Origin of the sequence: Polaribacter marinaquae (genome assembly GCF_038019025.1) — a bacterium.
Taxonomy (GTDB): Bacteria; Bacteroidota; Bacteroidia; order Flavobacteriales; family Flavobacteriaceae; genus Polaribacter; species Polaribacter marinaquae.
On the sequence record NZ_CP150496.1, the window covers coordinates 1,584,461 to 1,601,840 of the forward strand.

Below are 17,380 nucleotides of genomic sequence, written 5' to 3' on the forward strand. Positions count from 1 at the left end.
AGTAACTATTTAGTATTTGAAGAGGGAATTTAATATAGTTTACAGCTTACTAACTTGTGCTAAATATAGTTTTAGTGTTCAATATCGAAAACTAAAATTTAATCAAAGAATTGAATTTATTCAAACTTGACTACTATATAAGGTAAAAATTTAAAAAGGAAAAAATTTCTAAATGTAGAGGGCAATTTAAAGTATAACTTACTTTAAATTAATATAGAAATTAGTTAGGGTTCTTGGATATTTTAAGACGTATTGGTCTGCTATTTCAAGTGTATGTTTTATCATTCTAGCATCTACTAAAACCTTGTGTTTAACATTAGAGGAAACTTTGTGCTTTGGTAGAATTTTCTTGAATGGATTACTCATAATTATTTATAATGATTCGTATACTTTAACAACCTTGGCTTTGGCTCGTTTAACTCTCATTTTAACTGCACTTTCACCAATATTTAAAACTTCTTTTATTTCTTTAATACTCTTATCATCTTGGTATTTCATCAATAAAATCATTTTATCCGAAGGATCTATTAAAGATAAAGCTTTTGCAAGTTTAGCAGATTTTAATTCTAATAAATTAGCATCTTCAATTTCTTCAAAAGAATCGTTATTCTCTTTAATTTGATCTGTTACAATTGTAACTTTCTCTTTTTTCTTATGGCTGTTTCTTTGCACATAATTTACACAAAAATTATATGTAAAAGAATACAACCAAGTAGAAAACTTAGAATTACCTCTAAAAGTTTTTAATTTAACAAATAGTCTAACAAAAACATCGTGCATTAAACCTTCTGCTTCTTCTTTGCTTTTTGAAAAACCATAACACTTATTATATACAACGCTAGAAAATCTATCGTATAATGTTGCAAATAATTCTGTATTATTAGTTCTAACTATTTCGAAAACTAATTCTTCATCTGTAATTTTTAATTCTATCGTATTCACTTCGGTTGGTTTTATGACACTAAATAACAACATAAGTCACACTTAAAATTTTTAAAAAGATAAACGGTTACTATTTATCGGTAAACGGTTAAATATTATCTTTTTGAAAAAAAAATCGTTTCTTTTTGTAACATAATGTTTCGTTCTTCCGTATAAGTAATTGTAGCAAGAGTATTAATCCTTAAAAAAAGGTTAGAGAATTTAGATGAGACAACTAAAAATTACCAAGCAGGTTACTAATAGAGAAACCGCTTCATTAGACAAATATTTACAAGAGATAGGAAAGGTAGATTTAATTACTGCCGATGAAGAAGTAGAATTAGCACAGTTAATTAAAGCCGGAGACCAAAGAGCTTTAGAAAAATTAACAAAAGCCAATTTACGTTTTGTTGTATCTGTTGCAAAACAATATCAAAACCAAGGATTAACATTACCAGATTTAATTAACGAAGGTAATTTAGGTTTAATTAAAGCCGCTAAACGTTTCGATGAAACTCGTGGTTTTAAATTTATTTCTTATGCCGTATGGTGGATTCGTCAATCTATATTACAAGCACTTGCAGAACAATCTAGAATTGTACGTTTACCATTAAATAAAATTGGTTCTATTAATAAAATTAACAAAATGTACGCTTTCTTAGAACAAGAAAACGAGCGTCCGCCTTCTGCAGAAGAAATTGCTAAGAAATTAGACATGACTATTAATGACGTTAAAGAATCTATGAAAAATTCTGGACGTCACGTATCTATGGATGCACCTTTAATTGAAGGTGAAGATTCTAATTTATACGATGTTTTAAACTCTGGTGAATCACCAAACCCAGATAGAGTTTTATTACACGAATCTTTACGTATAGAAATTAATAGAGCTTTAGAAACATTGACTCCAAGAGAAGCAGATGTTGTAAAGTTATACTTTGGTTTAGGTGAGCACCAACCAATGACTTTAGAAGAAATTGGTGAAACTTTCGATTTAACAAGAGAGCGTGTTCGTCAAATTAAAGAAAAAGCAATTAGAAGATTAAAGCACACGTCTAGATCTAAAATTTTAATGACTTACTTAGGCTAGTAATTGCAAATTGCACTAAGTATTTTATTCATACTCTTAAAAAAGTATAAAAAACTTAAAACTCTCGAAATTCTTTTCGGGAGTTTTTTTTTTGAAGTTATTACCTGTTTTCCGTACTCGCTTTTTTTTCTTATCAAACAAAAAGCCAAGAAATTAAAACCTTGGCTATCGACCTTCGATTAATTACCTTTGCAAAACTAAATAACAACACAACAACAAATACATGAGTAATTTAATTGCACCTTCGGTTTTAGCAGCAGATTTTGCCAATTTACAGCGCGATATAGAAATGGTTAATAATAGTGAAGCAGATTGGTTTCATATAGATATTATGGATGGCGTTTTTGTACCAAACATTTCTTTTGGAATGCCTGTTTTAAAAGCCATCAAAAAACACGCTACTAAAACAATCGACGTACATTTAATGATTGTAAATCCAGATCAATACATTCAAACATTTGCCGATTTAGGTGCAGATATTTTAACAGTGCATTATGAAGCTTGTACACATTTACACAGAACAGTGCAAGCCATAAAAGCTACCGGAATGAAAGCAGGAGTTGCCTTAAATCCGCACACACCTATTGCTGTTTTAGAAGACATTATTGCAGATTTAGATTTGGTTTGTATTATGAGTGTTAACCCAGGTTTTGGCGGACAATCATTTATAGAAAATACGTACAAAAAAGTAAGCCAATTAAAACATTTGATAGAGTTTACAGAATCTTCTTGCCAAATAGAAATAGATGGCGGTGTAACCAATTTAAATGCTAATAAATTAATAGAAGCTGGTGCAAATGTATTGGTTGCCGGTAGTTATGTTTTTGGAGCAGAAACCCCTACAGAAACAATTGCCGATTTAAAAAATATTATACAGTAATTGCTATATACAGTAGTAGACATAGAAACCACAGGAAATGGATATAAAGGTTCGAAAATAACCGAAATATCCATTTTTGTTTTCGACGGAAAAAAAATTGTAGATGAGTTTACATCCTTAGTAAATCCAGAACAAAATATACCTGCATTTATAACTAATCTTACTGGTATTACAAATGCCATGGTTAGAAATGCACCGAAGTTTTATGAGATTGCTAAAAAGGTCGAAGAAATTACAAAAGACACCGTTTTTGTGGCACACAATGTTAATTTCGATTATAATATAATTCACGAAGAGTTTAAAAATTTAGGTTTTAATTTTAAACGAAAAAAACTGTGTACGGTTCGTTTATCTAGAAAAATTATGCCCGGTTTAAATTCTTACAGTTTGGGTAATATTTGTACTGTAGAAAACATTCCTATTAATGGTAGGCACAGAGCAAAAGGCGATGCCGAAGCAACTACAGAATTATTTAGACGATTGATAGAAAGAGATGATAATTTTATGATTAATTCTTTTTTAAACCCTCGCTCTAGACAAGCAACCTTACCACCTTTATTAGATAAAAAAATTGTAGACAATTTACCTGAAACATTTGGAGTTTATTATTTTAAGAATAGCGATAAAGAAGTAATTTATGTTGGTAAAGCTAACAATATAAAACAGCGTGTTATTAGTCATTTTTATGACAAAAAGAAGAAAGAACAAAATATGTGTTTAGAAACTGCTGATATTTCTTTTATCAAAACAGGTAGTGAATTATTAGCATTATTGCACGAATCGGAAGAAATTAAAAGTATTTATCCTAAATATAATAGAGCACAAAGAAAATCTGGAGAAGCTGTTGGTTTATTTTTTTACGAAGACCAAAAAGGAATCATTCATTTGGCATATAATCGGTTAAAATTAATTCCGAATGCAATGATGAAATATTACTCTGTTGCAGAAGCTAGAAAGCACATAGAAAATTTGTGCGAAGAATTTGAACTTTGCCCGAAATATTGCCATTTACAAACAAATGTATCTAGCTGTTTTCATTATCAAATTAAAGAATGTAAAGGAGTTTGTTGCGGTAAAGAATCTGTAGAAAATTATAATTTACGCGTAAAAGATGCAATAAATTCTGTAGGAATTGGGGCAGAAAATCTAGTAATTAAAGAAACTGGAAGATCAGAAAATGAAGTTGGTTTTGCTTTAATTTTAGACGGAATTTACAAAGGTTTTGGTTATGTAGATTCTGATCAAGCGAATCAACTAACTAATCCAGAAGATTATCAATTTTTTGTTCAGCCTAAAAAAGACAACAGAGATGTACAAAGAATTATTGCAGCATATTTAAAGAAAAAAAATACTTTTAATGAAGATATCAATAGTATTGAATCTTCAGAAAAAGTATAAGTTTATTATCTTTCTACTTCTTTTTTTTATTTTTCTTTAATTTATTCAACCAAATTATTGTTCCGGTAACAGGTAAACTTGTTGCAATTAAACATGCTAAGAAATATATAATCTTAGAAAGCATTCCGTATATTTCTCCTGTATGTAACGGTTTTATTAAAGAAGCTATTTTTACATTAAACGGTTTGTCTTTAAAATAATCTACAGCCAAAACTTTGCCTGAGACATCTAAATATAATTTATCTGTAAAAACTGGTGAAAAACTAGAATCATCAGACTTTCTAAAACTATAATAGTTGTTTCTTTTATTCGGAAAAGTTACCGACAGCTCACCTTTATAATCTAAAGTTTTATTAGCGGTAGCAATCAACTCATCTACAGTTAATATTTTATCCGTAGGTATTTTATCTACATTAAGTTTAACACTAGAACGATTAAAAACCTTTGTACCAAGAACAGTGCTTAAACCTTCTCTATAACCTTCAAAAGACCAACATAAACCAGTTAAACCCATAATTACAATAAAAATACAAGCGTAAAAACCTAAAGTATTATGTAAATCATGATTTATTCTTTTCCAATTTGCGTTGAATTTTATTTTAAATCCTTGCTTAAAGTTTTTTAATTTAATTTTTCTTGGAAACCAAAGAACAATTCCGGTAATAGAAAGAATCAAAAATATTATTGTAGCAATACCTACAATTGGTCTACCAACAGTTGTATCTAACATTAACCACCTGTGCAATTTAAACATAACAAGTAAAAAAGCATCTGCACTTGTTTTTTGTACTTTCTTTACTTCTGCATTAAAAGGATTTACCAATACTTTTGCACCTCTTCTTTCTTTTAAATCTTTTTTTACATTAAAAACATAAGGCTTTAAATCGTTTGTAGGAAGTGTAACTCCGGTAACAAAGCCTATTTCTTTTTCTTTTAGCGTATTAACAAGAGAAGAAATGGCTATTTTTTCATTTGTTTCTTCAATTGTAAGCTTTTCAGCAAAAAAATCTTTTATCTCGTGTTCAAATGCTAAAACTGTACCCGTTAAACAGACCACAAAAAGTACAATTCCACTGGCTAAACCGAGCCAAAGATGAATATCGTTAATTAGTTTTCTAAAAGTATATGTATTTTTTTGTTTCATCAATAGAAATTATATGTATTTATTTAGACTCACTTTAAATAGTGATGCAAATATAAAAATTACTTTGACAAATACAATTTTATTTAGAATTAATATAAATAATTATTCAATAGGGAATATCTTCATTTTTATTTAATTATAATTAATATTTATGTGACCATTATAACTTATTGGTGTCAAAACAATGATGCACGATAAATAATGATTACTTTTGTGCTCTTAAATTTTTTTATTTTATGTTAACATATGTAAAGAAAGCGAAAATATTTGGGGGAATACTTCGTTTTAAATTGCATACTACCCTAGTCCTATTCACACTAATAGGTATTTTAAATTCATCTAACGTTTTAGCTCAATCAAGTATAGATTGGAGTACAGCAAATTGGCCACAAGGTTCTACTTCTGGTACAGTTAACTTAACAACGCCTGCTGGTTTTAAACAAGAATCGGTTACAATTAACATTACTCGTAACACGGCAGATGGTAATTTTTACTCAAGTGCTGCTACCGGAACTTTTCCAAAAATAGATCTTGCTTCTGGTGGTTTATTTGGTGGTGTTGATGATCTTGGAGTTGCGTTTGACCCAGCAGATACTGGTAGAGCAAATGCAAATTCACCTGTAAGGATTACATTAAATTTTAGTCAAAATATAACAAACCTTAGATTTGGTATATCAGACATAGATCATAGTAATGGTAGGGTCGATAGAGTTACTGTTACAAGTAATGCAGGCTCACCAAACTCAATAACAATAGTAGACCCACCAAATACTACGGTAACTTCTACAACAATCAATTCTGCACAATCATCAACTGCAAGTGCAGATTCTAACAATAATGATAACGGGTCTATCATTGTAGATTTTGGTTCTAAGTCAGTAAGAACGGTTACAATTGTTTATACAGATAATAATAATTCTAGTGGCCCAAGGGGTACTGGTTTTTTAGGTAATTTTACATTAACAACCGCAAATATAATAGATGCAGTAAATGATTCTGCTACTACTACTTATGGCATTGGTGGTACTGCTGTAAATAATGTTTTGTCAAATGATATTTTAAAAACTGTAGCACCAACGCTGTCAACAGTTAATTTAACACAAGTTAGTACAACTAACTCAAATATTAGCTTAAATACATCTACAGGTGAAGTAAATGTTTCACCAAATACACCAGTAGGAACTTATACTTTAGTATATCAAATATGTGAAAAAGCTTCAACTTCTAATTGTGATACTGCTTCTGTTACAATAACTGTAACACCTCCAGATAATGACAATGATGGTATTGCAGACGATGTAGATTTAGATGATGATAATGATGGTATTTTAGATACTGATGAAGGATATACATGTCCTAGTTCTAACTATGTTAATTTAGGTCAAAGTTTTACCAATGCCAATACAAATACAAATGGTGGTACAAATTCAGGAACAGTTTTAAACACGTATTCCTTTAATGATGCAAATGCAACTTTATCTTATGAAGTAACAAACGGAGCTACTTGGTCTAGTGGTGTTGCCAGTGCAGGACCAACAACGGGTGTTGATGGTAATTATGTTAATGTACAATCTAAAGACACAAATTTTCCTTACGGTTCAAATTATCAAAATAATGCTAGCTCAATTAAAGTAGCCGTTTATACCTTAACTTTTAACAAGCCTGTATATAATTTAGAATTAAAGTGGTCTGGTTTAGATAATCAAGATAGAGTAGATTTTATAGGTAGTTTAGATGGTACAAATGTTCCTTTAGTAGTAAATAATAACACTTTACCTAACAATACTTTTTTAATAGAAAATCAATCTGTGTATAGTATTGCTAATGCAGGTAATGCACCTAATAACGGTGTAATTGTTTCAACTGCGCAACCAATTAATAAAATTACATTTGTAACAGGTAAATATAATGGTAATGCGGGTAATGTTACCATGCAACTTTATGAATTAAAATATTGTTTAGCTCCAGACACAGATGGTGATGGAATTGCTGATTATTTAGACTTAGATTCTGATAACGACGGAATAACTGATGTTATCGAATCTGGTGGTACAGATACAAATAGAGATGGTCAAGCAGATGGAAATGTTGGTACATCTGGTTCTACAAATGGTGTACCTAGTTCTGCTGGCACAGGAAATACTCCTGCTAACTCAGATTCTGATACATTACCAAATCATCTAGATATTGATGCAGACAATGATGGTATTCCAGATAATATAGAAGGTCAAACTTCAAATGGTTACATCGCTCCAAGTGGTATCGCAAATAATATTACAGATACTAATAATAATGGTGTAGATGATAATTATGAATCTGGTGCAATAATAGGTTTCGATCCAGAAAACACAGATGGTATAGACAATCCAGATTATTTAGATTTAGACTCAGATAATGATGGCATAACAGATATCAGAGAAAATGGAAATGACAAAAACTCTTTAACTGGTTCAGATTCAGATAATGACGGTTTAGACAATGCTTTTGATGACAATGACGATTCTAGCATTTCTGGAGCTACCGTTAATGACGGATTAAACAGTGGTAATAAGGTTACAGATATCAACTCATTAGAAAATGCTTATGGTGATAACGATGACAACTTTAATCCTGGAGACGGAGATTTAGACTATAGAGATTTTAAAGATTCTGATAAAGACGGAATTGTAGATTCTGATGATTTAGATGATGATAATGATGGTATTTTAGATACAGTTGAAATAGCCTCTTGTGTAGGTAGTTTAAATTATGAATTTTATGATAGTGTTCCTAGCGGAAATACAGTAGATAATATTCCTACTACTGGTGCTACTGCTACTGGTACAGTTACTAATTTTGATGTAACGGCTTTACAAGAAATGGTTACACCATCAGATAACCAAACGTATAGTATTAGATATAGTGGTTATATAAATATTCCATCAACTACAAATTATACTTTTTACTTAAATTCTGATGATGGTTCTAAACTTTTTATAGACGGAAATCAGGTAGTAGATTACGACGGTTTACATGGAGCCGGTGGATTAGTTACTGGAGACAACATTCCTTTAAAAGAAGGTTTACATGAAATTACTGTTTTATTTTTTGAAAATACAGGTGCGCATTCATTAGATGTAGAATACTCTAGTTCAACCATTTCAAGAAGAAATTTACCATTTTCAATATTATCACCTAATTGTGATACTGATGGCGACGGAATTTCTAATCATTTAGATATAGATGCAGATAACGATGGTATACCAGATAATATAGAAGGTCAAACTTCAAATGATTATGTTGCACCAAGCGGAATCGGAACATCAATTACAGACTCAAATAATAACGGTGTAGATGATAATTATGAAAATGGTCAAGTAGGCTTAACTCCTGTTAATACAGATGCTTCAAACGATTCTATTCCAGATTATTTAGATTTAGACTCAGATAATGATGGTATAGATGATGTTTTAGAAAATGGAGATACTGATAATGGCGCATCTGGTAATGATACTGATGGTGACGGTTTAGACGATAATTTTGATGACAATAACGATAGTAACACAGAAGGCTCTACTGTAAATGATGGTTTAGGTAGTGGTAATAAAGTTACTAATGCAGCTACTCTAGATACTGCTTACGGCGATCAAGACAATGATTTTCCTGGTTCTGGCGATTTAGACTACAGAGATAAAAATGATATTGATAATGATGGTGTAGCAGATCTTTTCGATTTAGATAACGATAATGATGGTATACCTGATGTAGACGAAATGGATTGTAGTGGTAATAACCTAGGTAATTCAGCTCCTTTATTGGGTGCTTTTAGAGACAATATCTTTTGGTTAAATTGGGATGGAGATTTCACAAACGGTATAAACTTAGGAGACAGCAAAACATTTACAATGCCAGATGGCTCTACTATAACAGCTACTGTTGTTTCAGCATCAGCTAAAAATGGGTTAACAACAGATTTTGTACCTGTAGATATGGCTGCTTGGGATGCAAATCCAAATCCACATTTAAAACAATATTACGATACAACACCAGATAATGAAGTTATTTACAATCCTTCTGGTAAACCTTCTTCTGAAATCGACTTTACAATTCGATTCACAGGTTTAAATAATAATATTGTATTCACACCAAACCTTGTAGTTGCAGATGGTGAAAGTACAGATGAAATTACAGAAAAAGCACAATACTATACTTCGGGTACAAACTGGGAATTATTAGATAATATACCTAATACTTTTACAAATTCTAGTATAAATGCTAAAGAAGCATTTTTAGAAGGAAATGACACTGGCTCTGGAGGAAATGGTTTTTATGTTTTAAAATCAAATAAAGCAAATACAATTAGAGTTGTTCTTAAAAACACTGTAAATGGTTCTTCACAAGGTGTTGCTTTCGGAATTTTCTTAGACTGTTTACCTATAGATTCAGATAACGACGGAATTCCAAATCATTTAGATTTAGATTCTGATAACGATGGAATTCCGGATATTGTTGAGGCAGGTGGAACAGATACAAACGGTGACGGTAAAGTTGACAATATTAATGCCAATGGTACTTTAATTAATGATGCTAACAATAACGGTTTAGATGATTTATATGATGTTGATAACGGTGGTAATACAATACCTAACTTAGATTCTGATGGAGATGGTGTTCCAAATACCCAAGATTTAGATTCAGATAATGACGGTATTGCAGATATTGTTGAAGCTGGTGGAACAGACACAAACGGTGACGGTAAAGCTGATAACTTCGTAGATACTGATAATGACGGATTTAATGATGTTGTCGATGGTGATGTTGGTCAAGATGGTACTTCAGAAAATACTGATAACGCTTTAATCGTTACTGGTGCTGATACAAATAACGATGGAACTCCGAATTCTTATCCAAACGGTGATACTGATAACGACGGAATCTTAGATCATTTAGATTTAGATGCTGATAACGACGGAATTGCAGATGTTGTTGAAGCTGGTGGAACAGATACAAACGGTGACGGTAAAGCTGATAACTTTACGGATGCTGATAATGACGGATTTAACGATGTTGTCGATGGTGATCCTACAAATGCTTTAGCTAACGGTAGTGATGCCAATGGTGCTAATACTGATAACGCTTTAATCGTTACTGGTGCTGACACAAATAACGATGGAACTCCGAATTCTTATCCAAACGGGGATACTGATAACGACGGAATCTTAGATCATTTAGATTTAGATGCTGATAACGACGGTATCGCTGATGTTGTTGAAGCTGGTGGAACAGATACAAACGGTGACGGTAAAGCTGATAACTTTACGGATGCTGATAATGATGGATTTAACGATGTTGTCGATGGTGATCCTACAAATGCTTTAGCTAACGGTAGTGATGCCAATGGTGCTAATACTGATAACGCTTTAATCGTTACTGGTGCTGACACAAATAACGATGGAACTCCGAATTCTTATCCAAACGGGGATACTGATAACGACGGAATCTTAGATCATTTAGATTTAGATTCAGATAATGACGGTATCGCTGATGTTGTTGAAGCTGGTGGAACAGATACAAACGGTGACGGTAAAGCTGATAACTTTACGGATGCTGATAATGATGGATTTAACGATGTTGTCGATGGTGATCCTACAAATGCTTTAGCTAACGGTAGTGATGCCAATGGTGCTAATACTGATAACGCTTTAATCGTTACTGGTGCTGACACAAATAACGATGGAACTCCGAATTCTTATCCAAACGGGGATACTGATAACGACGGAATCTTAGATCATTTAGATTTAGATTCAGATAATGACGGTATCGCTGATGTTGTTGAAGCTGGTGGAACAGATACAAACGGTGACGGTAAAGCTGATAACTTTACGGATGCTGATAATGATGGATTTAACGATGTTGTCGATGGTGATCCTACAAATGCTTTAGCTAACGGTAGTGATGCCAATGGTGCTAATACTGATAACGCTTTAATCGTTACTGGTGCTGACACAAATAACGATGGAACTCCGAATTCTTATCCAAACGGGGATACTGATAACGACGGAATCTTAGATCATTTAGATTTAGATGCTGATAACGACGGTATCGCTGATGTTGTTGAAGCTGGTGGAACAGATACAAACGGTGACGGTAAAGCTGATAACTTTACGGATGCTGATAATGATGGATTTAACGATGTTGTCGATGGTGATCCTACAAATGCTTTAGCTAACGGTAGTGATGCCAATGGTGCTAATACTGATAACGCTTTAATCGTTACTGGTGCTGACACAAATAACGATGGAACTCCGAATTCTTATCCAAACGGGGATACTGATAACGACGGAATCTTAGATCATTTAGATTTAGATTCAGATAATGACGGTATCGCTGATGTTGTTGAAGCTGGTGGAACAGATACAAACGGTGACGGTAAAGCTGATAACTTTACGGATGCTGATAATGATGGATTTAACGATGTTGTCGATGGTGATCCTACAAATGCTTTAGCTAACGGTAGTGATGCCAATGGTGCTAATACTGATAACGCTTTAATCGTTACTGGTGCTGACACAAATAACGATGGAACTCCGAATTCTTATCCAAACGGGGATACTGATAACGACGGAATCTTAGATCATTTAGATTTAGATGCTGATAACGACGGTATCGCTGATGTTGTTGAAGCTGGTGGAACAGATACAAACGGTGACGGTAAAGCTGATAACTTTACGGATGCTGATAATGATGGATTTAACGATGTTGTCGATGGTGATCCTACAAATGCTTTAGCTAACGGTAGTGATGCCAATGGTGCTAATACTGATAACGCTTTAATCGTTACTGGTGCTGACACAAATAACGATGGAACTCCGAATTCTTATCCAAACGGGGATACTGATAACGACGGAATCTTAGATCATTTAGATTTAGATTCAGATAATGACGGTATCGCTGATGTTGTTGAAGCTGGTGGAACAGATACAAACGGTGACGGTAAAGCTGATAACTTTACGGATGCTGATAATGATGGATTTAACGATGTTGTCGATGGTGATCCTACAAATGCTTTAGCTAACGGTAGTGATGCCAATGGTGCTAATACTGATAACGCTTTAATCGTTACTGGTGCTGACACAAATAACGATGGAACTCCGAATTCTTATCCAAACGGGGATACTGATAACGACGGAATCTTAGATCATTTAGATTTAGATGCTGATAACGACGGTATCGCTGATGTTGTTGAAGCTGGTGGAACAGATACAAACGGTGACGGTAAAGCTGATAACTTTACGGATGCTGATAATGACGGATTTAATGATGTTGTGGATGGTGATCCTACAAATGCTTTAGCTAACGGTAGTGATGCCAATGGTGCTAATACTGATAACGCTTTAATCGTTACTGGTGATGACACAAATAACGATGGAACGCCGAATTCTTATCCAAACGGGGATACTGATAACGACGGTAAACTAGACTTTATTGATATCGATGCAGATAACGATGGTATACCAGATAATATAGAAGGTCAAACTTCAAGTGATTATGTAGCACCTAGTGGAATTGGTTCATCTATTACAGATGCTAACAACAATGGAGTTGACGATAATTATGAAGATGGTCAAATAGGTTTAACTCCTGTAAATACTGATAGTAGTGTAGATAACATACCAGATTATTTAGATTCAGATTCTGATAATGACGGTATTTTAGATATTGTTGAAAATGGAGATACAGATAATGTTTTATCTGGATCTGATATAGACAATGATGGTTTAGATGATAATTTTGATGATAACAATGATACTAGTATACAAGGTTCAACTGTAAATGATGGTCTTGGTAACAGTGATAAAGTTACAAATATTACAAATCTAGAAAATGCTTACGGAGATGCAGATAACGATTTCCCTGGAGCTGGAGATTTAGATTATAGAGATACATCAGACAGAGATAACGACGGTATCGCAGATAATATAGATATTGATGATGATAACGACGGTATTTTAGATCTTGTAGAAAATGGAAATAATGATGCTGATGGTGATGAAGATGGAGACGGAACACCTAATTACAGAGATACTACAGATAATGGAAATGCTGGTGATGGTTCTGTAACTAATTATACTGACTCAAATTCTGATGGAATTCCTGATGTGTATGATTTTGATAATGACGGAATTGCAAATCACATAGATTTAGATGCTGATAATGATGGAATACCAGATAACATTGAAGGGCAATCTACTATAGATTACGTTGCTCCATCTGGAAATGATACTGACAACGATGGTTTAGATGACGCTTATGATGCAACACCAAATGGTAATGCAAATGGTTTAGGATCTTTAGGGTTAACTCCTGTAAATACAGATGCAAGTGCGGCTGTTGGCTCAGATACAACTCCAGATTATTTAGATCTTGATTCAGACGGTGATGGTTTATTTGATGTTGTAGAATCTGGTGCTGGTTTACCAAATGACGGTAACGGAACATCAACAGGTACATTTGGTGCTAACGGATTAAATGATTTAGCTGAAACTGGAAATACAGATTTAGGTTATACAGATATCAACGGAGAGTACGACAATACACAAACAGATAATTTTGACGATAACGATCAAGATGTTTTAACTGTTGGTGATGTAAATTATAGAGATATTACAGATGATGGAATTCCTATGATAACACAAGTATATCAATTTGAAGCAGAAAGATGGATTGAGATTACAAATATCCATCCAACAAAAAGTATTGCTGCTAACCTTATCAATATACAATTATATAAAGATAAAACTGGTGCACAAACTACTGCGCCAGATGTAACCCACACAGTAACATCTGCATTAGCTCCAGGTCAATCGGTTATCTTTGGTAACTCTAACAATACGTTAACTAACATCAATAGTAATGCAATTGCTGTTAAAAACAACGATTTAACTGATATTAGTGGTGCTAATGATATTATTACATTATCAAAAGTAAATGGAGTTTCTTCTTACGAAAATAGATATGATATTATCGAATCTTTTAATGATAAAACATCGTATGTAAGAATAGATGAAACGCTACAGCCTAATGTAAATTATACAGAAAGCGAATGGGTAGTTTTTGTAGATGATGCGTTAGATCCTTATAATTTCTTAATTGATTCTGCTGAGAGACATCCGCATGATCCGTTAATTTCGGAGATTGAAAGTTCGAACTCAGATGCAAATACCTTATTAGGATTGCATAGAATAGAAAAAACAACAAGAACTGGTGGTAACTGGAATAATGGTTATCCTGATAGATCTAGATATGTTTCTGTTAATGAAAATTACGAACATCAAAATGAAAGATTGAGTGCGCGTAAATTAGAGATATTAGGTTCTAATATTCTAGCAATAGATAATCAATTGTTAGTGGTAACTAATAATTTAAATATTACCACAAATGCAGAGATTCGATTGGTTGGAAAAAGTCAGTTTGTACAAACGCATACAGGAGTTGCCGATATTACAGGTAACGGAAAAATGTATGTCGAACAAAACTCTGAACTTGCAAATATTTATAGATACAATTACATGAGTTCTCCTGTAAGAACAGTCGATTTACAAACGTATTCTATAGAATCAGTTTTAAAAGACGGTACAAACCCGGTTAGTTTTGCAGGTATTGTTGGTCAAGGAGCATCAAACATTGCAAGAGATATTAATTTTGTAGGCGGTTATGATGGTAGTACAGGTACACCAATAAATATTGCAGATTACTGGATTTATACTTTTGCTAGTACAAGAGGACAAAGATCTAATTATGAACACAAGTATAAGTCAGGAACAATAGCGCCAACAGATGGTTATATTTTTAAAGGACCAGAAGTAGCACAAAACTATACTTTTGTTGGTAATCCTAATGATGGAGAATTAACTACAGCAGTTGGAGGAAGTGACTCTTATTTAATAGGAAACCCATTTCCGTCTGCTATGAATGCTTTAAAATTCATTAAAGACAATATCAATTCTATCGATGGTAGTTTATACTTCTGGGATCATGTAGGCGAAGAAAACACTAATTCTGAAACTAGCGGACATAATTACCAAGGTTATGTTGGTGGTTACTCTACAATTAATCTTTCTATGGCTGTAGCTAGTTTAGGTAAACCTGCTGTTGGTGCGTTTAGCATTACCTTAGAAGCTGAACAAGCGACAACTAATACTTCTTCAATTACAGACCAATCAAGAGAGGTTGTAAGATTGAATACAAGTATAGAATTTTTAGAATTTAATAGAATTACAAGAGCTACAGATGAAATAAATATTAATTACAAATCTGCTACAGGTAAGACTTTAGTTTTCCTTAAAGACAATGTAGAAGTTGGTACTTATGATTTACCTGCAACATCAGGTTATGAAACATTTACTATTAACGATTGTGTTATTGTTGGTTCTACTATAAGATTTGAATCTTTAGATTCTAAAACAATTGATATTGACTTTATAGAAATGAATGACGATGATGGAGATGTTTCCTGTGCACCATCAAGTGGTACAGATAGTAGTTTGTTTAAAACTCCTGGAACTTACATTCCTATCGGTCAAGGATTCTTTATTGGAGGTGATTCTGACGGTGGACCAATCGTGTTTAACAACAGTCAAAGACAATATGTTACAGAAGATAGTGGGAATGCTGTATTCTTTAAATCTACAAGAAAAAAGGTTGTAGAACAAGATAATGGTGACTTTAACACATTGCCTTTATTAAAAATAGGAATGGACTTTGTTAGCGAAGATAGAGAGCCATTACACAGACAAATTGGTGTGTCTTTTAGCCCGAACAATACTTTTGAATTTGAAAAAGGTTTTGATAGTCCTATAAACGATTTAGGTGCAACGGATGTTTATTGGAAATTTGAAAATAGTGACAACAAGTATGTTATTGCAGGAATTCAAAGTGTTTCAAATTCTTTAGAGATTCCTTTTGAAATAATAATGGATTATAAAGGTGCTGTTATTTTAAATTTAGATGATATCAAAAAGGTAAACAACACTATTTTTGTAAAAGATAAATTGAATAACAAAACATACGACATTACAAATAACGAAGTTGTTTTACAATTAGATAAAGGAGAGTATTTAAATAGATTCTCGATAGTATTTAGTCAAGACACTGTGTTAAGTGTTGATGATGCAAATCTAGAGAATCCAATAAATGATTTAATAACTACTTTCTTAGACAAAACTACTAAAGAGTTAGTAATTGATAATAAAAACAATTTAAACATCGAAAACGTAGTATTATTTAACCTTTTAGGTCAAAAAACAAACAGTTGGAACATTGATTCTACTGATAGTGAAAACAGACTTAAAGTTAAGAATATAGCTAACGGAGTATATATTGTAAACATTAAAACTGAAAAAGGTGTTATCAGTAAAAAGGTTTTGTATAACAAATAGTTATAGAAATACATAAAAATAAAAAAGCCCAAACTTATAAAAGTTTGGGCTTTTTTTATTCTTTAAAAAATTACTTCATCAAATGCTTTCTTACTAAGGTCGAAATAATTTTACCATCTGCTTGTCCTGCTAATTCTTCTTGCATAACCGCCATAACTTTACCCATATCTTGCATCCCAGAGGCGTTTAAATCATCTATAGTAGCAATAACTACTCCTTCAATTTCTTCTTCTGATAAAGCTTCAGGTAAAAACTGTTCTAATACAGCCAATTCTGCAAGTTCTGGTGCCGCTAGGTCTTCTCTACCCTGCTTAATAAAAATAGCAGCACTATCTTTACGTTGTTTAACTTGCTTCTGAATAATTTTTATTTCTTGCTCTTCTGATAATTCTACTTGAACAACAGATTCTGTTTTTGCTAATAAAAACGCCGATTTAACTGCTCTTAAAGCCTGTAAAGCAACAGTATCTTTTGCTTTCATTGCTTCTTTCATTTTATTCATTACTTCTTTTTGCAAACTCATATTTACT

Annotated in this window: 7 protein-coding genes; 4 read left to right on the forward strand and 3 right to left on the reverse strand. The window is 32.7% G+C overall.

The genetic code is table 11. The annotated features are described in order from the left end of the window. Positions 1-372: 372 nt before the first annotated feature. Entirely contained in the window at positions 373-975 is a 603-nt protein-coding gene (locus tag WG950_RS07270) for an RNA polymerase sigma factor (RefSeq protein ID WP_377500554.1), read from the reverse strand. 172 nt (positions 976-1,147) lie between these two features. Between WG950_RS07270 and WG950_RS07275 the strand changes: the two genes are divergently transcribed. From WG950_RS07275 to WG950_RS07285, 3 genes are all read left to right on the forward strand, one after another. Beyond that, the gene (locus tag WG950_RS07275) at positions 1,148-2,011 is read left to right on the forward strand and encodes an RNA polymerase sigma factor RpoD/SigA (protein WP_340931316.1); all 864 of its coding nucleotides are present in this window, start codon (positions 1,148-1,150) and stop codon (positions 2,009-2,011) included. A gap of 223 nt (positions 2,012-2,234) precedes the next feature. Continuing rightward, on the forward strand, positions 2,235-2,891 hold the full coding sequence (rpe, locus tag WG950_RS07280; protein WP_340931317.1) for a ribulose-phosphate 3-epimerase: 657 nt from the start codon (positions 2,235-2,237) through the stop codon (positions 2,889-2,891). Beyond that, positions 2,892-4,289 carry an exonuclease domain-containing protein gene (locus WG950_RS07285; RefSeq protein ID WP_340931318.1) on the forward strand — a complete coding sequence of 466 codons (1,398 nt, stop codon included), beginning with the start codon at positions 2,892-2,894 and terminating at the stop codon, positions 4,287-4,289. A gap of 13 nt (positions 4,290-4,302) precedes the next feature. On the opposite strand, the gene WG950_RS07290 is transcribed toward WG950_RS07285, so the two are convergent. Continuing rightward, positions 4,303-5,433: a PepSY-associated TM helix domain-containing protein gene (locus WG950_RS07290; protein ID WP_340931319.1), complete on the reverse strand. Its 1,131-nt coding sequence runs from the start codon at positions 5,431-5,433 to the stop codon at positions 4,303-4,305. A gap of 290 nt (positions 5,434-5,723) precedes the next feature. Here WG950_RS07290 and WG950_RS07295 point away from each other — a divergent pair, with 290 nt between their 5' ends. Beyond that, on the forward strand, positions 5,724-16,850 hold the full coding sequence (locus WG950_RS07295; protein ID WP_340931320.1) for a PA14 domain-containing protein: 11,127 nt from the start codon (positions 5,724-5,726) through the stop codon (positions 16,848-16,850). 70 nt (positions 16,851-16,920) lie between these two features. On the opposite strand, the gene WG950_RS07300 is transcribed toward WG950_RS07295, so the two are convergent. Then, positions 16,921-17,373, reverse strand: coding sequence for a GatB/YqeY domain-containing protein (locus WG950_RS07300; protein ID WP_340931321.1), 453 nt, complete (start codon positions 17,371-17,373; stop codon positions 16,921-16,923). Positions 17,374-17,380 lie beyond the last annotated feature (7 nt).